Origin of the sequence: Halobacillus salinus (assembly GCF_004684905.1) — a bacterium.
GTDB lineage: Bacteria > Bacillota > Bacilli > Bacillales > Halobacillaceae > Halobacillus > Halobacillus salinus.
Map to the genome: position 1 here is coordinate 1,046,494 of NZ_SRJC01000001.1, position 20,178 is coordinate 1,066,671.

The 20,178-nt window shown below is 42.0% G+C and carries 23 protein-coding genes; 19 read left to right on the forward strand and 4 right to left on the reverse strand.

Annotated elements, in window-relative coordinates:
- Nucleotides 1–88: 88 nt before the first annotated feature.
- The 4 genes from E4663_RS05735 to E4663_RS05750 are packed head-to-tail and all read left to right on the forward strand — an operon-like array spanning nt 89 to nt 3,545.
- On the forward strand, nt 89–1,147 hold the full coding sequence (locus E4663_RS05735) for a YpbB family protein (RefSeq protein WP_135326926.1): 1,059 nt from the start codon (nt 89–91) through the stop codon (nt 1,145–1,147).
- Nucleotides 1,131–2,651, forward strand: coding sequence for a RecQ family ATP-dependent DNA helicase (locus tag E4663_RS05740; RefSeq protein WP_135326927.1), 1,521 nt, complete (start codon nt 1,131–1,133; stop codon nt 2,649–2,651). Before E4663_RS05735 ends, E4663_RS05740 begins: the two co-directional genes overlap by 17 nt.
- Nucleotides 2,648–3,253 carry a CPBP family intramembrane glutamic endopeptidase gene (locus E4663_RS05745; RefSeq protein ID WP_135326928.1) on the forward strand — a complete coding sequence of 202 codons (606 nt, stop codon included), beginning with the start codon at nt 2,648–2,650 and terminating at the stop codon, nt 3,251–3,253. Before E4663_RS05740 ends, E4663_RS05745 begins: the two co-directional genes overlap by 4 nt.
- The gene (locus tag E4663_RS05750) at nt 3,237–3,545 is read left to right on the forward strand and encodes a hypothetical protein (RefSeq protein ID WP_135326929.1); all 309 of its coding nucleotides are present in this window, start codon (nt 3,237–3,239) and stop codon (nt 3,543–3,545) included. Before E4663_RS05745 ends, E4663_RS05750 begins: the two co-directional genes overlap by 17 nt.
- 33 nt (nt 3,546–3,578) lie before the next feature.
- On the opposite strand, the gene E4663_RS05755 is transcribed toward E4663_RS05750, so the two are convergent.
- From E4663_RS05755 to E4663_RS05765, 3 genes are read right to left on the reverse strand one after another with little or no spacing between them, the layout of a single operon-like run.
- Nucleotides 3,579–4,148, reverse strand: a complete 570-nt coding sequence (locus E4663_RS05755; protein ID WP_135326930.1) for a manganese catalase family protein — start codon at nt 4,146–4,148, stop codon at nt 3,579–3,581.
- Nucleotides 4,149–4,163: 15 nt separating this feature from the next.
- Entirely contained in the window at nt 4,164–4,427 is a 264-nt protein-coding gene (locus tag E4663_RS05760; protein ID WP_079479924.1) for a spore coat protein CotJB, read from the reverse strand.
- Nucleotides 4,405–4,638, reverse strand: a complete 234-nt coding sequence (locus E4663_RS05765) for a spore coat associated protein CotJA (protein ID WP_079479925.1) — start codon at nt 4,636–4,638, stop codon at nt 4,405–4,407. Before E4663_RS05765 ends, E4663_RS05760 begins: the two co-directional genes overlap by 23 nt.
- A 130-nt stretch (nt 4,639–4,768) precedes the next feature.
- On the opposite strand from E4663_RS05765, the gene E4663_RS05770 reads away from it, so the two are divergent.
- The 7 genes from E4663_RS05770 to E4663_RS05800 all read left to right on the forward strand — a co-directional run bounded on the left by E4663_RS05770 (nt 4,769) and on the right by E4663_RS05800 (nt 11,556).
- On the forward strand, nt 4,769–5,401 hold the full coding sequence (locus E4663_RS05770; RefSeq protein WP_135326931.1) for a CBS domain-containing protein: 633 nt from the start codon (nt 4,769–4,771) through the stop codon (nt 5,399–5,401).
- 182 nt (nt 5,402–5,583) lie between these two features.
- On the forward strand, nt 5,584–6,294 hold the full coding sequence (locus E4663_RS05775) for a metallophosphoesterase (protein WP_277752108.1): 711 nt from the start codon (nt 5,584–5,586) through the stop codon (nt 6,292–6,294).
- 89 nt (nt 6,295–6,383) lie between these two features.
- A complete protein-coding gene (locus E4663_RS05780; RefSeq protein WP_079479928.1) occupies nt 6,384–7,286 on the forward strand; it encodes a MerR family transcriptional regulator in 903 nt (300 codons plus the stop codon).
- A gap of 125 nt (nt 7,287–7,411) precedes the next feature.
- Nucleotides 7,412–7,993 (forward strand): genetic competence negative regulator, encoded by a 582-nt coding sequence (locus E4663_RS05785; protein WP_135326933.1) that lies wholly within the window; start codon nt 7,412–7,414, stop codon nt 7,991–7,993.
- 129 nt (nt 7,994–8,122) lie between these two features.
- Nucleotides 8,123–9,061: a D-alanine--D-alanine ligase gene (locus tag E4663_RS05790; protein ID WP_079479930.1), complete on the forward strand. Its 939-nt coding sequence runs from the start codon at nt 8,123–8,125 to the stop codon at nt 9,059–9,061.
- Nucleotides 9,062–9,190: 129 nt separating this feature from the next.
- The gene (locus tag E4663_RS05795; protein ID WP_079479931.1) at nt 9,191–10,471 is read left to right on the forward strand and encodes a Glu/Leu/Phe/Val family dehydrogenase; all 1,281 of its coding nucleotides are present in this window, start codon (nt 9,191–9,193) and stop codon (nt 10,469–10,471) included.
- 107 nt (nt 10,472–10,578) lie between these two features.
- The gene (locus E4663_RS05800) at nt 10,579–11,556 is read left to right on the forward strand and encodes a YpdA family putative bacillithiol disulfide reductase (protein WP_079480893.1); all 978 of its coding nucleotides are present in this window, start codon (nt 10,579–10,581) and stop codon (nt 11,554–11,556) included.
- 39 nt (nt 11,557–11,595) lie between these two features.
- Here the strand turns inward: E4663_RS05800 and E4663_RS05805 are convergent, their stop codons facing one another.
- Nucleotides 11,596–12,564, reverse strand: coding sequence for an asparaginase (locus E4663_RS05805; protein WP_135326934.1), 969 nt, complete (start codon nt 12,562–12,564; stop codon nt 11,596–11,598).
- 95 nt (nt 12,565–12,659) lie between these two features.
- Here E4663_RS05805 and prsW point away from each other — a divergent pair, with 95 nt between their 5' ends.
- From prsW to fni, 8 genes are all read left to right on the forward strand, one after another.
- On the forward strand, nt 12,660–13,319 hold the full coding sequence (gene prsW / locus E4663_RS05810) for a glutamic-type intramembrane protease PrsW (RefSeq protein WP_079479934.1): 660 nt from the start codon (nt 12,660–12,662) through the stop codon (nt 13,317–13,319).
- Nucleotides 13,320–13,461: 142 nt separating this feature from the next.
- The gene (sleB, locus tag E4663_RS05815) at nt 13,462–14,298 is read left to right on the forward strand and encodes a spore cortex-lytic enzyme (RefSeq protein ID WP_135326935.1); all 837 of its coding nucleotides are present in this window, start codon (nt 13,462–13,464) and stop codon (nt 14,296–14,298) included.
- 12 nt (nt 14,299–14,310) lie between these two features.
- Nucleotides 14,311–15,651 carry a germination protein YpeB gene (gene ypeB, locus E4663_RS05820; RefSeq protein WP_079479937.1) on the forward strand — a complete coding sequence of 447 codons (1,341 nt, stop codon included), beginning with the start codon at nt 14,311–14,313 and terminating at the stop codon, nt 15,649–15,651.
- 155 nt (nt 15,652–15,806) lie between these two features.
- On the forward strand, nt 15,807–16,469 hold the full coding sequence (locus tag E4663_RS05825; RefSeq protein ID WP_079479938.1) for a flagellar brake protein: 663 nt from the start codon (nt 15,807–15,809) through the stop codon (nt 16,467–16,469).
- Between the two features lie 112 nt (nt 16,470–16,581).
- The gene (cmk, locus tag E4663_RS05830) at nt 16,582–17,262 is read left to right on the forward strand and encodes a (d)CMP kinase (protein ID WP_135326936.1); all 681 of its coding nucleotides are present in this window, start codon (nt 16,582–16,584) and stop codon (nt 17,260–17,262) included.
- 3 nt (nt 17,263–17,265) lie between these two features.
- Nucleotides 17,266–17,847, forward strand: coding sequence for a lysophospholipid acyltransferase family protein (locus E4663_RS05835; protein ID WP_135326937.1), 582 nt, complete (start codon nt 17,266–17,268; stop codon nt 17,845–17,847).
- A 101-nt stretch (nt 17,848–17,948) separates the two neighbouring features.
- Nucleotides 17,949–19,091: a 30S ribosomal protein S1 gene (gene rpsA, locus E4663_RS05840; protein ID WP_079479941.1), complete on the forward strand. Its 1,143-nt coding sequence runs from the start codon at nt 17,949–17,951 to the stop codon at nt 19,089–19,091.
- Nucleotides 19,092–19,108: 17 nt separating this feature from the next.
- Nucleotides 19,109–20,134: a type 2 isopentenyl-diphosphate Delta-isomerase gene (fni, locus tag E4663_RS05845; RefSeq protein WP_135327576.1), complete on the forward strand. Its 1,026-nt coding sequence runs from the start codon at nt 19,109–19,111 to the stop codon at nt 20,132–20,134.
- The last annotated feature ends 44 nt before the right edge of the window (nt 20,135–20,178 follow it).

The window sequence follows — 20,178 nt, forward strand, 5'->3', positions numbered from 1 at the left end:
ATGTCCTCCTTACCCACTTCTTCATTGTAAATGGCAGGGAGGTTGATTTCAATGGAACAGATCGATGATATAAAAGGGGGAAGAGGTTATGTTTGATGCGATTCTACTACAATGTGTACAACAATTAAGGAGTGAACGTACAATATCGGGGATCTATCACTTGCTTACCGGTAAGCTCTCCTCTCAAACAATGCAGGATGCCAAAGCCTATCAAGTAGAAGCATTCTTTGGCATACATAAGTCACTATCCAGGGAAGAACTCTCTCGTCACATGGAGCGTCTCTCAGGCAAAGGGTTGATTGTATTAAATGGACAATATGCAAGTTTGACAGAGGAAGGGAAGCAACTGATATCTGAGCGTTCCTTTAGGTTTGACGGATTAGCTTACCATCAACATGTGCCTGTTCTTGAGAAGAGATTGATGTTGTTGGTCCAAACGATGACAAGTCTTTCAACTAACGAGAAATCATTTGTACCGATCATTGATGACAGAAAGGTGCAAGCATGGGTGAGAGGTGTGTATGCACAAAATCGTAAGGTTGTGAAAGACTTTGTGAAAGAGTTGCATATGGAGTTGGAATCAATTCTCTCCACCTGTTCAACAGTGGAAGCGAACCTTCTCTCTTATCGACTGACAGGCAGTGGAATCATCGGGTTAACGTACGAACAATTGGCAGAGAAATGGAATATTCATAAAGATGATGTGCATGTTCTTCTTCAGCACGTATTCCACATTTTGATACGCATAGTGAAGGGTTCGACTAACCAATATCCTTTATTAAAATTATGTATAGAAGGGCTTGATGCATCCAAGTTGATAACAGAGTCTGCCAAGCGCACGTACTATTATGTAGAACGCGGGTGGACATTCGAAGAGATCATGGAGAAAAGACGCCTCAAAAAAAGTACCATACAGGATCACATCGTAGAAGTAGCCCTTGTCGTTCCTGATTTCTCTATCGAGTCTTTCGTTTCGAAAGAAGATCAAGCGTTGATAAGGGACACGGCAGAGGCACTAGAGACGAAACGTTTAAAAGATATATTTCAGGGGTTAAATCAAAGGTTCAGCTACTTTCAAATCAGGTTGACCCTTGCTCACCACCAGCACCAGGAGAAAGGGGGGAGCCTTCGTGGATCCATTAGCTAAACAATTGAGTCAATACTTCGGTTACGATTCGTTTCGCGAAGGACAGAGACCTATTATTGAGGACGTCCTTAAAGGGGAGGACGTGTTAGGGATCTTGCCGACCGGAACAGGAAAATCTTTGACTTATCAACTACCTTCCTTACTTCAAGAGGGGATGACTATTGTCGTTTCCCCTTTAATATCACTAATGATTGATCAAGTGAAGCAATTAAAAGCTCAAGGTTTCAAGTCCGTAGTAGCCATGAACAGCTTCATCAATTATCAAGAAAGAAAACGGATAATGACCAATATCACTCAGTATAAACTCCTATATATCTCCCCGGAGATGTTACAAAACGAATGGGTGCTTGATCAACTAACCCAAATCAAGGTCGATTTGTTCGTAATCGACGAGGCGCACTGCATTTCGCAGTGGGGACATGAATTCAGGACAGACTATCTGAAATTGCACGTCGTCCTGGAGCAACTTCGCCATCCTACGGTGCTAGCCTTAAGTGCTACGGCAACTCCAGAAGTGCAAGATGACATTCTTAAGAAATTGAAGCGGGAAGGTATGAAGAAGCGGATCTATTCCATGGACAAGCAGAATATAAGTTTTGCAGTAAAAGAGTTGAGAAGTCCTGAAGATAAATTAGTACAGATCACTCAATTGCTTCAAAGAACACGTGTGCCTGCGATGATCTATTTCTCTAGTAGACAATGGGCTGAAAGGGCAGCAGTCGAGCTTCAATCTAAGATCAACCAGCGTGTTGCTTTCTACCACGGTGGGATGGAACAGACTGATCGCATGCTCGTACAGCAACAATTTATGAACGATCAATTGGATGTAATATGCTGTACGAGTGCTTTTGGAATGGGAGTCGATAAACAAAATATACGTCTCGTCATCCATTTTCATCTGCCATCACAGCTAGAGTCATTCATCCAAGAAGTAGGTAGGGCAGGAAGAGATGGGAATCCATGTGTGAGTTTGCTTCTATTCTCACCGAAAGACCACTATCTTCCTCAACTGCTAATAGAAGGTGAACTGCCCGACCCTAATGAAATAAGCACTATATTACAAAAAGTGGATCAGTACGCTAATAATCAAGGGAAGTTACCTGATGTAGAGCATATCTTGGAAGAATTGCAGTTGTCAGAGTCTCAGTGGAATTTCATTCACTATCAATTAGAAGAGAGAGGGGTTTTCAACGGTCAATCCATACTGCAGAATGCAGATAATACCTCGTTGAAGACTCAACTGACAAAAGTCGTGCAGCAGCGATGGAAATATAAACAGAGTAAGCTAACAGAAATGATTCATTGGATACACTCTACTACCTGCAGGCGAACGGCATTGTATGAGCCATTCCAAAATCATATCCGTCCTCCTAAAGTCCCTTGTTGTGATATGTGCTCCTTTGATATTGACCAGTTAGACTGGCAAGAAGGAATGTCCGTCATTGAGGAAGTTAGCTGGCAGGAACGGTTAGCTAATGTTTTCGCGGGAGGACAGAAGAAATGAAACGAAAACGACAGGCGGATCTGATCAAACAGATGAGTGATAAAGAAGTTGCTGTACAATTGGCGGTTACACAACTGATATTACTAGCTGTAGCACTAGTTACAAGTCTGTTTTTATTTGAATCCTATTGGTCTGAATGGCTAAGTATGTTTCCACTATCTTACGAAAACTGGTTGATGTTTGGGGTACTGCCTGGTTTACTGATACTTCTAATTGATTTAGCTCTAATGTATACTTTACCTAAGAAGTACTATGATGACGGCGGTATCAATGAGAAAGTATTTGAGAACCGATCATTCAGTGGGGTCTTATTTCTTACGCTTCTCGTTGCAATCAGTGAAGAAATGTTGTTCAGAGGGGTGTTGCATAATGAACTAGGCTATATTCCTGCGAGCATCTTGTTTGCTGTCATTCACATCAGGTACTTGTCGAAGCCGGTGCTGCTTCTGTCCGTATTATTTGTCAGTTTCTTGATAGGGTACATGTTCGAGGTGACAGGGAGCTTGACGGCTACCATTACGGCGCATTTCATCGTCGATTTTGTTTTAGGTTTGTGGATCAAGTTGGGTAAATGGGGTGGAAAAAATGGAAGAGACGGATAGGAAAGACCAAGCAGAAAGCTTAAGAGCTTACACAGAACAGGGTAATTTCAAAGAGGAAGTTTCCGCATTAGACCTTCCTCCAAGAAGCGAAGTCCACAATCAGAAACAGAAGAAAGCTAAATGGCGGTTGAATACTCTTTGGATTAGGTTTTTATTTCTTATTTTTATAATAATCATTTCTCTGTTCTTAACGTATTCTTATTGGGATGAGTGGTTTGGTCGTTCCGATTCTCCTGTCATCGTGGAAGAACAGCAGCTTCATGAAGAAGTGGAAGTTCAAATAGAACCTTAATAACACCCCCGGAAAAGGAGGTGTTATTAAGGTTTAGAATATTTGTTTTCGATCGCGTTCAAATTTAAGGATTTCTACTGCTTCTCTAAAACGCTGAGAGTGGATGATTTCACGCTCGCGTAAGAACTTCAAGCTGTCATTCAAGCAAGGATCGTCAGACATGTTAATGATCCACTGGTAAGTCGCTCTAGCTTTTTCTTCTGCTGCAATGTCTTCATAAAGATCTGCAATAGGATCCCCTTTGGCCGCTATGTATGTGGCCGTCCATGGATCGCCAGCTGCATTATTGTAGTATAGTGCGTGATCATGATTCGCGTAATGCGCCCCTAGACCAGCTTCTTTCATTTGCTCTGGAGTCGCATCTTTTGTCAATTTATAAATCATTGTAGCTATCATTTCCAAATGTGCAAATTCTTCTGTACCAATATCCGTAAGTAAACCAATCACCTTATCCGGAATCGTATAGCGCTGGTTCAAATATCGTAAAGCAGCTGACAACTCTCCATCTGCTCCTCCGTATTGTTCGACAAGGTACTTGGCAAGTCTTGGATTACACTCTGTTACCTTTACAGGATACTGCAATTTTTTTTCGTAATACCACATCGCTTAACCTCCCAACTATAATTGCCACGGCCAAGGGGTATCTTTCCAATTCCAAGGATATCCAGAAAAGCTTGCTCCGTACTGCCTTAGCGGACCGAAGTGTTGTTCATAGACGTGCTTCAAGTCTCTGCTTTCCACCGCTAGTTGATTAAACTGCTGGATGGCTTGTGAATCTTGTGGGTGTGTATCCAAGTACAATGTTAGGTCCACAAGAGCAAAATCGACCATCTGGATCTTTTCCATTAATTCATATCTGTTAACCTTTTGTGCTTCGCTCATAATTATTTCCTCCCTCAAATGGGTACGGATCGTAAAAACACGGCCACAATGTACCTTTATACAGGGCTTCTTTTAGGTTATATTGGGGAAGATTAGGCTGTTGAAATCCTACATATAGATTGGGAGGTGTTGAGTAACAAGCGATTTGGCGTGGAGGGCATGGGTCGAACGGACCGTGATAGGGCTGATAACACTTAAAGTGAGTGTACATATCATCATCACCTTTCTGCGTCTGATTCCAATGTATGCGACAAAGACATTCTGTATTCGAGTTATAATAGAGGAATCTAAACGATCAGTGGAGAAGTAGTACAAAGAATAGAATCGACGAGGTGATGAGAATGTTTGTCAAAAGTATTATGAAGCCGCCGCATAAATCATACACGGCGAAAACAGGAGATACGATCAATGTTGTACTGGACATGTTGAACGAGAAGGATATCGACTGCGTACCAGTACTTGATGGAACGACATTTGTTGGAATGGTAACGAAAGAAGCTGTATATAGCTCTTTCTTTAAAGGAGAACAGTCCAAAGAAGAGTTTCTACGTTCTACAACTGCTGGCGACATCGCAGTACACAAGGACCTATGTATCCATGATGAAGAGGTATTCGAGAGGACACTCCCTTCCTTTAAAGGATTTCCGGTTTTGGCTGTAGTGGATGAACAGAGGAAATTCCAAGGCTTAGTGACTCGGTATGATGTAATTGAGCAATTTGAAAGTGCATTCGGAGTGAAGAAAGCCGGGATTAGAATTGCGTTTACATCAGAAGAATCTGAAGGTAGAATCGAGCGACTAGGTGACATTATTAAAAGCTACCATGAAAATGTCATTTCACTAGCCACATTCGATGAAACGGACAAACTAGCAAGAAGAATCATATTAAAAATCGAGAAGAAAGACAATATCGCTTCTTTCACAAACAAGTTAGAAAAATCAGGGTTTAGAATACTGAGTGTAAAAGAAGTATGATGACAAGCTGCTACAGTCCTTTGTAGCAGCTTTTTTTCCTCCCTCGGGTATTTAGAATGATATTACTTTCTCGAAATTGTGCCTTTATGGTATTATGTTAGTTACTTTCAAAAGAGGGCGGTGTTTGGATGCTTCTCCTTATAATCATTGTTCTTGCTTTCATTGTTCTGTCGTTCTGTTATATGTTTTATACGGCCCAAAGGGATCATCTTCGATTCCATAAGTTCACCGACTCACAGTACCCATCTCAAATCCCGCTCAGAATATTTTTTATTTCCGACATACATAACCGTATAATCAAAGAAAGTACTATGCACGGTGTTGAAGATGTTGATGTAGTGATTATAGGCGGCGACCTTGTAGATAAGCGGACCTCAGCTTCCAAACTGAAATCCAATCTACATCAGCTTTTGAAGCTTGATGCCCCAATTTACTTTATACCTGGCAATAACGATCACGAATATCAAGAGGGGAACCTTATTTCCTTGTTAAATGATTACAACATTGGAACGCTATCCAATGATGATCGAATTTTAGATGCAAAAGATAACTCTTTCTTATTAAGTGGTCTCGATCCATATTTTTTGAGACCGCGCAGAATGATGTCTGCTGCGATCGAAGACACGGATTATTTCCAGGTCCTATGTGTGCACGACCCTTATGTGTTTGAGCGAATGAATGTAGAAGACAAAAAGAAATTCCACCTCGTCTTAAGTGGACATACTCACGGAGGGCAAATCCGAGTGCTCGGAATGGGACCTTATCAACGCGGGGTGTTCCGTTCGATGGAATCACAGACCATCCTCGTTAGCGAAGGGTATGGTACATCTGTTTTTCCGTTACGTTTCGGTACACGTGCTGAGTGTCATATCCTTGAAGTATCCAAACCATAAAGGATAGGTTGTAAAGAAGATTGAAATTTTACACGTCAATTCGTGTAGAGCTATAATAAATGTAAATTCTAGTGTGTGGAGGCAATCTTATGGCGAATACGAAACCAAAATATAATATTAAGGCCGTATCACAAATGATTGGCATCCAACCAGGTACCTTACGTGCTTGGGAGCGACGTTATCAAATGATTCGCCCTTCCCGCAATGAAGCAGGTCACCGGTTATATACCGATGATCATATAAAGATATTAAAATGGTTAATGGAGAAAGTTAATAAAGGGTTCACCATTTCCCAAGCTGTTTCTTTGCTGGAAAGTAACGAGGAAGTCTTCACGGAGACAAACGAGTCAGGTCATACCAACCAACTACAAAAAATAGGCGATGAACTATTGGATGATCTTTTATCCTTCAATGAAAATGATGCACAGCAGAAATTGGATCATGCTTTTGCGCTCTTCACACCTGAGACAGTAGCAATCGATATCATCGGGCCAATCCTAGTGAAGATAGGTGACCTGTGGGAAGAGAATCACATAACGAGCGCCCACGAACACTTTGCCAGCCAATTCATCCGGTCAAGGATCGGTATGATGCTTTTGTCCATTCCCAGTGACGGGATGCTTCCGAAGGCATTACTGGTGTGCGGACCTAATGAGCGACACGAGTTAGGCTTGTTGATTTTTGCTCTGTTTTTAAAACGAAAAGGTTATGATGTTGTGTACTTAGGTCAGAGCATTGCAGGTGGAGACATAGATATTGTAATTGAGGAAATAGAACCGACTTACGTTTTCATGTCCTGCACCTTAAAGAAAAACATTCCGATTACGGTTCGTTTAGCAGAATCATTGAGCAAACAATTTCCGGAATTAAAGATCGGACTTGGTGGGTATGCTTATGATCGTTTATCCGAGCTCGATAAGAAGCGAATACAGCCGTTCATCGTCGGCAACTCTAAAAAAGACTGGGAACAATGGCTGCAACTGAGAGCATAGGACAAATTTATGGAAAAAAACTTGCCCCTACAAAATTGGGTTCGGTATAATTTGAAAAAAGGTACCATATCCAAGGAAACCATCATAAGATATAGATAAACACATTGTGACAGGGGGGCGATCATGTGCGAGTAGAGAGAATGTCTAATGAGAAGTTTAAGATATTCCTTACGTTTGATGATTTATCAGAGAGGGGATTATCTCGAGACGAACTATGGAGTGACTTGCCACGCGTTCACCGTATATTCAGTGATATGATGTATGATGCAGGTACGGAACTTGGAGAAGAGCTTTCCGGTGTACTTCTCGTTCAAGTGTATTTATTGCAAGCACAAGGCATGCTGATCATAGTGACGAGAAGTGAGCCTATTGACATGGACGATGAAGATGACTACTTGGAAATGAAAGTCACTCTTGATGAGAGTATTGAAATGATGTTCTCCTTCGAGCGTTTTGAAGATGTAATTCAAGCAGGTTTGCAGTTACATCGTCTTAATGTGGACGGGGGCAGTGTCTATCATTATCAGGATGACTACTATATGCTACTCACTGAAGAGGACGTCTGGCATCTGGACGATGACCAAGTCATAGCTTTAATGTCTGAATTTGCATCGGCTTCAGCCGCTACCTCTCATCGTCTTATGGAGTATGGTAAGACGATTATGGATGGATGTGCCTGCAAAACTATTCACCATTATTTTTCATAATTTGAAAAACAGGAACGAAGCTCGATAGCCTCGTTCTTTTTATTTTTGTCGTAGAAGCACATGTGGGAACGTGTTACGATAATAAAGTATGTCGTATATTTGAAACAGAACAGAAATGGAGTGTAGATCATGAAGATTGCGGTTTTATACGGGGGAACATCCGGAGAGCGGGAGGTTTCTTTATCCACGGGAAAGGGAATTATACAAGCGTTAGAAAATTACGGTCACGAAGTGGTTGGTATCGATTTCTCACCAGAACGTCTGGAGGAAATCATTCAACTGAAAGTGGACCTTGTTTTTATCGGATTACACGGTAAATACGGTGAAGATGGAAAAATTCAAAGTTTATTGGATATGCTTGAGATTCCATATGTTGGTTCTGGTGTATTAGCATCAGCTTTGGCCATGGATAAAACGAAGGCTAAACAGATCTTCGCCTCGAACGGTATTCAAATCGCTAAGAGTAATTCTTATTCCGCTGACCTTGGTATTACTGCTATTGCTGAGGATGTAAGGAAGCACTTCACTCCTCCGTTTGTCGTGAAACCCAATCAAGAAGGCTCGACTCTCGGCCTTACGATTGTGAAGCAGGACCATCAAATTGAGAATGCTTTAGAACTTGCTGTGAAATCTGACTCTACGATTCTTGTAGAAGAGTACGTAAAAGGCCGGGAGATGACGGTTCCGGTTATTGGTCGACAAGGAGAAGAACAGGCATTGCCGGTAATTGAGATCATTCCGAAGAATGAGTATTATGATTTTGATTCAAAATATAAACCAGGTGGCAGTGAACATATTGTTCCGGCCGAAATCGATCAGGACCTAACAGTCAGGATGCAGGAAGAAGCGATTCTTGCCCATCAAGAATTGGGTTGTAAAGTGTATTCCAGGGTTGACTTCATCATCAACGAGCAAAATGAACCCGTTATACTGGAAGTAAATACATTACCGGGAATGACTCCGACAAGTCTATTTCCAGACTCCGCTCAAGAGATTGGTTGGAGTTATGATGAGTTGATTCAAAAATTTGTCGAACTTTCTGCATCAGAACAGAGAAAAACAGTGTAACCGTTTACATTTTCTTTGCGATTTAAGCAGAAAATAGTGATTTCTGCCTTTCCATAAGCGGGGTGAGCGTGTATACTATTGACTGAACGATGACCCTAATGCCAATGGATGGATATAGGAGGTAAATGGATGGTAGCCGATAAGCCAACAGATACTGCAAACGAACAAAATGACAAACTTGACGTGTTGAAGTCCACTCAGACGGTGGTCAAAAAAGCACTTGATAAATTAGGTTATCCAGACGAAGTTTATGAACTGATGAAAGAACCTGTACGAATGATGACCGTACGAATTCCCGTACGTATGGACAATGACAAAATTAAAATTTTCACTGGCTACCGCGCGCAGCATAATGATGCTGTAGGCCCTACTAAGGGTGGAGTCAGATTCCACCCGAACGTATCAGAAAAAGAAGTGAAAGCACTTTCCATCTGGATGAGTTTGAAAGCTGGAATTGTAGACCTTCCTTACGGTGGGGGTAAAGGTGGAATCGTTTGTGATCCACGAGAGATGTCTTTCCGAGAGCTGGAAGGTGTCAGCCGAGGATATGTAAGAGCGATCAGTCAAATCGTGGGACCAACAAAAGACATCCCCGCTCCTGATGTATTTACAAACTCTCAGATCATGGCCTGGATGATGGATGAATATAGTCGTATTGACGAATTCAACAATCCTGGCTTTATCACAGGTAAACCGCTTGTCTTGGGAGGATCCCACGGTCGTGAAACCGCAACTGCCAAGGGTGTAACGATCTGCATCGAAGAAGCGGCCAAGAAGAAAGGGATCAATGTAGAAGGAGCACGCGTTGTCGTTCAAGGTTTCGGTAACGCAGGAAGTTTCCTAGCTAAGTTTATGCATGACCGAGGCGCTAAAGTTATCGGTATTTCTGACGCATATGGCGGGCTACATGACCCAGACGGGCTCGATATTGATTACTTACTAGATAGACGTGACAGCTTTGGGACCGTCACAAACTTGTTCAAAAACACAATTACCAATGAAGAATTGTTGGAGCTTGACTGTGATATTCTTGTGCCAGCGGCTATCGAGAATCAAATAACAGAAGATAATGCACATAACGTTAAAGCGACGATTGTTGTAGAAGCCGCTAACGGTCCTACAACTCTTGATGCAACTAGAATTCTTTCGGAGCGAGGGATTCTACTAGTGCCAGATGTATTAGCTTCTTCTGGTGGTGTAACTGTCTCCTACTTCGAATGGGTCCAAAACAACCAAGGGTACTACTGGACCGAAGATGAGGTAGAAGAGAAGTTACAGAAAGTGATTGTAAAAGGGTTTGACAACGTCTACCGTACCGCTGAGACAAGACGGGTCGATATGAGACTCGCTGCTTACATGGTCGGTGTGAGAAAAATGGCGGAAGCTTCAAGGTTCCGTGGATGGATTTGAGTTGATTTGACCTTTAGAATCTCCTATCATTGTGATGGTAGGAGATTCTTTTTGTTCTGTTCGCAAATGGAATGAAAAGTCTTGGAGAGGAAAGAGGAGTGACAAACGTGCAACAAGAAAAAGTAATCGTAATCGGTGGAGGTCCCTGCGGCATGAGTGCAGCAATAGAGTTGCAGCAAAAAGGGATACAGCCACTAATTATAGAAAAAGGAAACATTGTAAATTCAATCTATCATTATCCAACGCACCAGACTTTTTTCAGTTCAAGTGAAAAACTTGAAATCGGAAATATCCCATTTATCTCTGAACGTCAAAAGCCAGTTCGTAACGAAGCGCTGGTTTATTATCGTCGTGTAGCGGACCGACAGGAGTTGAACATACACGCTTTTGAGAAAGTTGAACTCGTCACGCGTGAAGAAGAAGGTTTTGTTGTATCCACAACGGATAAGACGGGAAATGGTCGTCAATATCTTGCCGAACACATCGTTGTGGCAACAGGGTATTATGACCAGCCTAATTACATGGGTGTCAAAGGTGAAGAGCTCGACAAAGTGCAGCATTACTTTAAAGAAGCTCATCCTTTCTACAAAAAGAATGTTGTCGTCGTAGGAGGAAAAAACTCAGCTGCAGATGCTACGCTAGAGCTAGAAAAAGCAGGAGCAAACGTCACCGTTCTGTATCGCGGAGAAGAATATTCGAAGAGTATCAAGCCATGGATCCTTCCATTATTTGAATCCCTCGTCAATAAAGGTCTTGTCGATATGGAATTTTGCGCGGACATTCAAGAAATAACAGAAACGGAAGTCGTTTACCAATGCAACGGGGAAACGAAAAGGATTCCGAACGATTTCGTATTTGCGATGACAGGTTACCGTCCGGATCATGATTTTCTTACGAAAATGGGTGTGGAATTGGACGAGGAGACAGGAAGACCGGAATTTCATGAAGATACGATGGAAACGAACGTGCCTGGTATTTATATAGCTGGCGTTATTGCAGCAGGCTATAACAACAATGAAATCTTCATTGAAAATGGTCGACACCACGGTGGGAAAATCGCAGAAGCTATTATTAATAAAGCATAAGAAAAAGGCATGGATGACTCCATGCCTTTTTTGTGCTAATTAGCTGAACATATGTTGTAGTTCTGTAGGGTTGTTTGTCATCTCTAGGGCGATCATCAATTTGATGCGTGCTTTTGGGCCTGTAACTCCATTTGCAAAAATGATACCCATATCTCTTAATTGTCTCCCACCACCTGCGTATCCGTAGGTATCTTGGACTACGCCTTGGTAACACCTCGAAACGAGCACGATGGGGATATCATTTTCGAGCATCCGCCTCATTGCGTCTACCGTGTCGGGAGGCATATTCCCTTGACCTAAAGCTTCGACGACAAGTCCGTGCACACCACTTTCCCTAACAGCATCAATGAGCGTACCGTCCATACCGGCGTATGCCTTGATTAGCGATACTTTCTTCGTAATTTGCTGGATTGGGTAGGAGTCGTGTCGAGTCATTTTGTGATGGAAAAAAACATCTCTTTTCGTTGTAATTCCGATCGGACCGTATTGGGGACTTTGGAAGGTAGCGACGTTACTTGTCGATGTCTTCGTTACATTTCTTGCTGTGTGAATTTCATCGTTCATGACGACTAGGACGCCTTTATCCTGAGCTTCATCACAACTTGCTACTTTGATTGCACTCAATAAGTTATATAAACCATCCGATCCTATTTCATTGCTGGAGCGCATCGCACCTGTTACAACGACGGGCTTACGAGTTTGAACAAACAGATCCAGGAAATAGGCTGTTTCTTCCAATGTGTCCGTACCATGAGTGATCACAACACCGTCATAGTTTCTTTTAGCTAATTTATCGTGAATCGTTCGCCCCAGTTTGAGCATGTCCTCAGGGCGAACATGCGGTGAGGGAAGGTAGAACAGAATCTCATCCTCGATTTCTGTTTCTCCTTGCAGCATAGCAGATAGTTCATCCATTGGATGCTGATCGGATGTATTTACTTCTCCTGTTTCTTTGTTCTCTTTCATCGAAATAGTCCCACCAGTATGTAAGATCAAAATTCGTTTCATTGTTTTACACCAACTTCCATTCAATTTGTTCCCTTTCCTTCTTCTTCATGATACGATGAATCCTAGGTGAAAGAAAGAGAGAGGGCTGATTGACTATGGCCATATTTACCGCGGCCATTTCCCCCGCAGTAGCCATCATGACATTTATTTACTTAAGCAAAAAGATTGAATTAGAACCTCTGCCTTTAATCGTACGAATGTTTATCATCGGAGTCATCATGGTGTTTCCGATCATGTTTATCCAATATGCATTCGAGGTCGAAGGTGTTTTTCAATCCCCTTTACTTAGATCGTTTTTCTTAGCTGGGCTGATCGAAGAATTTTTCAAATGGTTCTTTCTCCTATTCGTGGTTTATCAGCATTCAGACTTTGATCATCACTATGATGGCATTATCTACGCCGTCGCCATCAGTCTAGGTTTTGCGACGATAGAGAATGTCATTTATTTGTTCTCAAACGGAATAGAGATCGCAATTCTGAGAGCAGTGTTCCCTGTATCATCCCATGCACTCTTCGGTATTATTATGGGGTACTATATGGGTAAGGCGAAATTCGCAGAGGCTCACCGGACACGTTGTCTCGTGCTAGCCCTCTTCATCCCTGTCAGTCTTCATACCGTTTACGATTTTATTATAACCGTTTTTGAACAATCTTGGTTATATTGGATTACACCTTTCATGATTATTCTATGGGTGATCGGTTTTAGAAAAATAAAAGAGGCTAATTTGCATCATCAAGAATTATTAAAGCCTTAAACAACCTGCCGCTTAAAAGGCAGGTTGTTTTTTTATTGGCATTCGTTATATTGAACTGTCGATGTATAACTTATCGCCTCTTGATGGAAACTATCGTTATGTGAAATTGCCGAGAAAATCTAACGATCAGAGGTGTGCTAGGATGCTGTGGAAGAAAACGATTGTCATAAGTTTAGGGCTCTCATTGATGATATTTCCTTTCTCAGAATGGACGATAGGGAGACCAGTGTACGGATTCTCTAATCAAGTGATCCAGCAAGGGGCAACGGGAAATGACGTCATAGAACTGCAATCTAGATTGCAATATTTAGGCTTTTACAATGGGGATATAGACGGAGTGTTTGGATGGGGGACTTATTGGGCAGTACGAAATTTCCAAAGCGAATTCGGACTAGAGATTGACGGACTCGTAGGAGAAGAAGTTAAGGCGAAGTTGAACAAGGCAAGTCAATATGACGAGGGGTATGTGAAAGAACAGATCCAGAAAGGAAATGACTTCACACATTATGGAGGCGTTCCGAAAAAACAGCAAACGAAACAAGATAACAACAAAAGAGACCAAAACAAACAAACTGAGCAGTCTACTCCGAATGAACCCACGGCAGTCAATGTGCCGGGGGGATATTCACAAAATGAAATCCAACTGATGGCCAATGCTGTTTATGGGGAAGCCCGTGGCGAACCTTATGTGGGTCAAGTGGCAGTCGCGTCTGTGATTATCAATCGGGTACAGAGCTCTTCTTTTCCTAACTCGGTATCTGGTGTGATATTTGAACCGCGTGCTTTTACAGCCGTAAGTGACGGCCAGATATGGTTAACACCAAATGAAACAGCTAAGGAAGCAGTCATTGATGCGATGAATGGTTGGGACCCATCTGGTCAGGCTCTTTATTACTTCAACCCGAATACTGCAACATCGAGTTGGATATGGTCACGACCGCAAATCAAACAAATCGGAAAGCATATTTTTTGCAAATAGGAGGTGGACTAGATGATACGGACAATTCTTATTGCATTTTTCGCAGTATCCACGATTGGAGCGGGTGTGTGGGGCTACATGGAACACCAAGACAAAAATGCTGTCTTAATTCAAGCAGAAAACAATTACCAGCGAGCATTTCATGAACTTACGTACAATGTAGAACTGCTGCATGATAAAATCGGGTCCACTCTCGCGATGAATTCACGCCAGCAATTATCTCCACAATTAGCGGAGATTTGGAAGGTAACATCAGAAGCGAACGGAGACGTAGGGCAGCTGCCATTGACGTTGATGCCCTTCAACAAGACGGAGGAATTTCTGTCACAAATAGGTGATTTTGCATATAGGACGGCAGTTCGGGATTTAGAGAAAAAACCTCTGACAGAGGAAGAGGTTCAAAAACTCGAAGAACTGCATGAACACTCCAGGGAGATTAAGAATGAGCTAAGAAAGGTACAGAACGTGGTATTGCGCGATAATCTCCGCTGGATGGATGTAGAACTAGCTTTAGCTACTAATGATGAAGTGGGAGATAATACGATTGTAGATGGCTTCAGAACGGTGGAAAAAACGGTAGAAGGTTTTGAAACAGCTGAGCTAGGAACAGGATCCGGAACGTCTGACACTACAGAAAATTATCGTTTCTTGAGTGGTGAAAATTTATCTAAAGAACAAGCCGAAAAAGTGGCCAGCAGTTGGCTTGAAGATATCGACACTAAAAAACTGAGAATGACGGATTCAGGAAAAGGGGCAGAAGTCCCGACCATTACAGCATCCTTTCAGGATGGTGAGAAAAATGGGTATTTAGATATGACGAAAAAAGGCGGCCACCCTTTAACGATGATGATCTCAAGACCTATTAAGAAAGCAAAGATCGGTTTACACGAAGCTTCAGAAAAAGCAAAATCTTTCGTTGAGCGTCTTGATGTAGACTCAGTGGAGTTAGTAGAGAGTAGTCAGTATGGAAACACAGGAGTCTTTCGGTTTGTCTACACAAAGGATGATATCCGTTACTACCCGGATGCAATGGTGTTAAAAGTCGCACTAGATAATGGAGAAGTTATGGGTTTGTCAGCAAGAGAGTTTTTCAACTATCATAACGATCGCAAGATAAACCCACCGGTTTTAACAGAAGAGAAGGCGAGAGAAAAAGTGAATCCACAGTTGGAAATTCAACAGCAGAGGCTGTCTGTTATTGAGAATGATATTAAAGAAGAAGTCTTATGTTATGAATTCTTAACTACAATGGAGAATACGACCTATCGCATCTTCATCAATGCTACAAACGGGGAAGAGGAAAAAGTGGAGACGTTGAAGAAATCTGAAATGAAATACAATCAAGAAGTGTAAGTGGAAAACCGAGTGTACGGGAGTGCGCTCGGTTTTGTTATGAAGGGATTTATGTTCAGTAAATGAGTTGCAAACCATCTGCCTAGTCCTTCCATTTTCCTAGGAATGATGCGATAATACATGGAGGGTATTGGCAGGCGAAAAGGGGGAAGACTATGGGCAATTTAAAAATCGGTACTCCAATCAACTTGAGCATGGATAAGGGAGCAGAGGAAAACGATGATCAGTATCGATGCAAACTTGTCGATTTTCAAGGAGAGTATATTTACATTGATTATCCCGTGCATTCAAGAACGGGTAAAACCGGCTTTTTCATGGAAGGGGCTCAATTTCAGGCTAGCTTTGTTGGGGAAGATCAATCCGTATATTGGTTTGAAACAGAGGTAGTAGCGAGGAAGAAATTGAACATTCCTGTGATTGTTCTTACATTTCCTGGCATTGATAAATTAGTCAGAATCCAAAGGAGAAAATATGTAAGGGTAGAAACATCGATTGACATTTCCGTAGAGGGACAACAGGGGACATTTCCTACGGTGACCACAGATATTAGTGGAGGCGGAGTCGCCATTGTTCAACCAAAAGAGAAGCATCTTAAAGAACAAGAGAAGGTTGGGTTACTGCTTGTGCTGGGTATGAATTCCGGAGAATTTCATTACGTCGAAGCAACAGGTACGGTCATTCGAGTTTTTGTGGAAAGGAAAAACCAACCGAATAAGGCTTCCGTTGAATTTGATGATATTTTGGAAAAACACAGACAGAAAGTCATTCAGTATTGCTTTGAGCAGCAAATGCATATGCGGAAAAGCCGGCTACAATAGAATTTATACATAGATTTTTCCTGAAGGCATATGTTATTCTTTACAATGATAAAGACTGGTATCGGCAATGCCTTTTACTAGATTTGGAATGGATTATTGGAGGAAGTTTTTTATGAACAGTATGACAATTGCAATTGATGGACCAGCGGCTGCTGGGAAGAGTACAGTAGCAAAAATGGTAGCTGAAAAATTATCCTATATTTATGTGGATACAGGAGCTATGTACCGGGCTTTGACCTGGAAAGCAATCCAGGAGGGTATCGCTCTTGAAGATGAGGAGAAGCTGGAGACGCTTCTTAAGGAAAGAGATTTGAAATTAGTGCAATCAGAGAAAGGGCAGCTTGTCATGTTGGATGGACAAGACGTCTCGGAAGCAATTCGGACTGACGAAGTAACAAACCAGGTATCGATTGTCGCGAAACATCAAAAGGTGCGAGTGGAGATGGTTAAGCGTCAGCAGGAACTCGTTAAAGAACAAGGTGTGGTAATGGATGGTCGCGATATCGGCACTCATGTATTACCGGATGCAGAAGTCAAGATTTTCATGATTGCATCAGTAGAGGAGCGCGCTGAGCGTCGTTACAAAGAAAATGTAGAAAAAGGATTCGACGCAGATTTAGAGAAGTTGAAAGAGGAAATCAGAAAACGTGATGAGATTGACTCGAACCGGTCAGTATCACCACTTGTTAAAGCGGATGATGCCATTGAACTTGACACAACTTCCTTAACAATCGACCAAGTAGTGGAAAAGATAATCGGAGTTGTCCGAAAGGCAGAGGAGAAGGGGGTATAATAAATGAGTTTGTATAAACTGGGGAAATGGATTTGTACCATACTATTTTACCCTTTATACAGGATTAACGTAATCGGCAAAGAGAACATCCCGAAAAAAGGGCCGGTCATCATTTGCTCGAACCATATCTCTAACTTAGACCCTCCCATTGTAGGAATTACGAGCAGCCGGAATATTTATTTCATGGCGAAAGAAGAGTTGTTTAAGAACCCGGTAATTGGGGGAATATTGAAAAGAGTTCATGCTTTTCCTATTAAAAGGGGCATGCGTGACCGTAATGCTTTGCGACAGGGATTAGGCGTTTTGAAAGATAACCACGCACTTGGTCTTTTCCCGGAAGGTACGAGGCAGAAAAGCGGTGAAATTGGAAAAGGGCTTGCAGGTGCAGGGTTCTTTGCACTCCGCTCAAACGCCTATATTGTACCTTGCGCCATTATTGGTCCTTATGAGAAGTGGAGACCTCTTAAAGTTGTTTATGGTGAACCGATTGATATGACTACGTATCGTCAGGAAAAAGCTTCTGCACAAGTAGTCACCGATCGGATTATGGAAGAAATCAGACAATTGCATAAAATTCATCAATAAACAGAGGTAATCACTTGACAAACAGCTCTAAATATTAGAAGTTAGACAAAAGGGCATTTCTGTATTTCGGTTGTGTCGGAATTTGAAGGAGGTAGCTTGGTATGGATGAAATGAATCAAGAAGTATCAGGAATGAAAGAATTCTCTGCAGGGGACATTGTGACTGGTAAAGTAGTCAAAATCGAAGATAAACAGGTCCTCGTAGATGTTGGATATAAAGTTGAGGGGATTGTCCCTATTAGTGAACTATCCAGCCTTCATGTTGAAAAAGCATCTGATGCTGTAAGTGAAGGAGACGAGCTGACCCTGCAAGTGAAGAAAGTCGAAGATGATGAAATTGTACTTTCTAAACGTGCTGTCGACGCTGACAAAGCGTGGGAAGATCTAGAACAAAAGTTTGAAAGTGGCGAAACGTTCGAAGCAGAAGTGAAGGACGTAGTCAAAGGTGGACTTGTTGTAGATATCGGCCTACGTGGTTTCATTCCAGCCTCTCTTGTAGAGACTTATTATGTTGAAGATTTCGAAGATTACAAAGGTAAGAGTCTTACACTTAAAGTCGTTGAATTGGATCGTGAGCAAAATCGCGTCATTCTCTCTCATCGTGCTGTAGTGGAAGAAGAAGAGTCTGCGAAGAAATACGATGTTCTTCAGTCCCTTGAAGAAGGTCAAGTAATCGAAGGAACAGTTCAACGTCTTACAGACTTCGGCGCATTCGTAAATCTCGGAGGTATTGACGGTCTCGTACATATCTCCCAGTTATCTCACCAACACGTGGAAAAAGCATCAGATGTGGTCGAGGAAGGTCAGAAAGTGAAAGTGAAAGTGCTTTCTGTAGATCGTGACAATGAAAGAATTTCCCTTTCTTTGAAAGCGACTCAACCTGGACCATGGCATGACATCAAGAATAAAGTTCACGCAGGAGAAACTTTAGAAGGAACAGTGCGCCGCTTAGTTAGCTTTGGTGCGTTTGTTGAGGTTCTTCCTGGAGTGGAAGGTCTTGTCCACATTTCACAAATTTCAAACCGCCACATCGGTACACCTGATGAGGTTCTTGAAGAAGGACAACAAGTTGAAGTGAAAGTATTAGATGTAGATGAAGATGCTAAACGTCTATCTCTAAGCATGAAAGAACTTCAGCAAGACGAACAGCGTCAGGAAATTGAGCAATACGAGAAAGAAGAAGATAATTCAGGATTCTCCCTTAGCGATATGATCGGGGATAAGCTGGACAAATATAAAAAATAATAAAGATGGTGAAGGGTATGTCGAGATCCGAGAGGAAGATTGACCATATCCGCCATGCGCTTGGTCATGAGCGTGACGTTCACAATCACTTCGATGATGTAACGATCGTTCACCAAAGTCTGGCTCGACTAGACTATCAAGCATTGAATATTAACACTCAAGTAGGGGAACTTTCATTAAGTTCCCCTCTTTTTGTTAATGCTATGACTGGTGGTGGCGGTGAGAAAACAGAGGAGATTAACCGAAACCTGGCGATTGCAGCTAGCCAAACCGGTATTGGAATGGCAGTGGGCTCCCAAATGTCAGCGCTTAAAAACCCAGAGGAACGAAAGACTTATGAAATTGTCAGGAAAATGAATCCCGATGGAGTTGTATTTGCCAATGTAGGAAGTGAAGCAACAGCTGATCTAGCGAAAGAAGCCGTTGATATGTTGGAGGCAAACGCCTTGCAAATTCATGTCAACACGCTACAGGAGTTGATTATGCCAGAGGGTGATCGGGATTTTTCCAATCGATTGAAGCAAATCGAACAAATCAGAGAAACCATGGATGTGCCGGTGATTGTAAAAGAAGTTGGGTATGGCATGTCTAGGGAGACTATAAAGGTCTTAGCTGAATTAGGGATTTCATATGTTGATGTAGGAGGTAGAGGAGGTACCAATTTTTCAAAAGTGGAAAACCTTCGTAGAGAAAAACCTCTGTCATCTTTTAATAATTGGGGTATCCCTACTCCTATATCCATCTTAGAATCCCTCCAACATGACAAGGTCCATGTCATCGGCTCAGGTGGCATTAGACACGGTTTAGATGGCGTGAAAGCTCTCGCACTCGGGGCGGAAGCATTCGGGATGGCCGGTGCGTTATTAAAAGTTCTAGTAGAAGAGGGTATAGAAGTATTAGTGGAAGAAATAGAGCATATTCATAGGGAAATTAAAGTTGCTATGATGCTTATGAATATTGAAGAAGTGGCACAATTTAAAAACCAACCCTACGTTCTCCATGGTTTAACAAAAGAATGGATAGACCAACGAAAAAGCTTATGACTGTAGCAGTCGTAAGCTTTTTTAATTTGTAAAAGTTTAAAGGA

Coding starts and splice junctions, on each gene's coding strand:
- E4663_RS05735 (WP_135326926.1), top strand. CDS start 89: ATGTTTGATGCGATTCTACTACAATGTGTACAACAATTAAGGAGTGAA.
- E4663_RS05745 (WP_135326928.1), top strand. CDS start 2,648: ATGAAACGAAAACGACAGGCGGATCTGATCAAACAGATGAGTGATAAA.
- E4663_RS05750 (WP_135326929.1), top strand. CDS start 3,237: ATGGAAGAGACGGATAGGAAAGACCAAGCAGAAAGCTTAAGAGCTTAC.
- E4663_RS05755 (WP_135326930.1), bottom strand. CDS start 4,148: ATGTGGTATTACGAAAAAAAATTGCAGTATCCTGTAAAGGTAACAGAG.
- E4663_RS05760 (WP_079479924.1), bottom strand. CDS start 4,427: ATGAGCGAAGCACAAAAGGTTAACAGATATGAATTAATGGAAAAGATC.
- E4663_RS05765 (WP_079479925.1), bottom strand. CDS start 4,638: ATGTACACTCACTTTAAGTGTTATCAGCCCTATCACGGTCCGTTCGAC.
- E4663_RS05770 (WP_135326931.1), top strand. CDS start 4,769: ATGTTTGTCAAAAGTATTATGAAGCCGCCGCATAAATCATACACGGCG.
- E4663_RS05775 (WP_277752108.1), top strand. CDS start 5,584: ATGTTTTATACGGCCCAAAGGGATCATCTTCGATTCCATAAGTTCACC.
- E4663_RS05780 (WP_079479928.1), top strand. CDS start 6,384: ATGGCGAATACGAAACCAAAATATAATATTAAGGCCGTATCACAAATG.
- E4663_RS05790 (WP_079479930.1), top strand. CDS start 8,123: ATGAAGATTGCGGTTTTATACGGGGGAACATCCGGAGAGCGGGAGGTT.
- E4663_RS05795 (WP_079479931.1), top strand. CDS start 9,191: ATGGTAGCCGATAAGCCAACAGATACTGCAAACGAACAAAATGACAAA.
- E4663_RS05805 (WP_135326934.1), bottom strand. CDS start 12,564: ATGAAACGAATTTTGATCTTACATACTGGTGGGACTATTTCGATGAAA.
- prsW (WP_079479934.1), top strand. CDS start 12,660: ATGGCCATATTTACCGCGGCCATTTCCCCCGCAGTAGCCATCATGACA.
- sleB (WP_135326935.1), top strand. CDS start 13,462: ATGCTGTGGAAGAAAACGATTGTCATAAGTTTAGGGCTCTCATTGATG.
- ypeB (WP_079479937.1), top strand. CDS start 14,311: ATGATACGGACAATTCTTATTGCATTTTTCGCAGTATCCACGATTGGA.
- E4663_RS05825 (WP_079479938.1), top strand. CDS start 15,807: ATGGGCAATTTAAAAATCGGTACTCCAATCAACTTGAGCATGGATAAG.
- cmk (WP_135326936.1), top strand. CDS start 16,582: ATGAACAGTATGACAATTGCAATTGATGGACCAGCGGCTGCTGGGAAG.
- E4663_RS05835 (WP_135326937.1), top strand. CDS start 17,266: ATGAGTTTGTATAAACTGGGGAAATGGATTTGTACCATACTATTTTAC.
- rpsA (WP_079479941.1), top strand. CDS start 17,949: ATGGATGAAATGAATCAAGAAGTATCAGGAATGAAAGAATTCTCTGCA.
- fni (WP_135327576.1), top strand. CDS start 19,109: ATGTCGAGATCCGAGAGGAAGATTGACCATATCCGCCATGCGCTTGGT.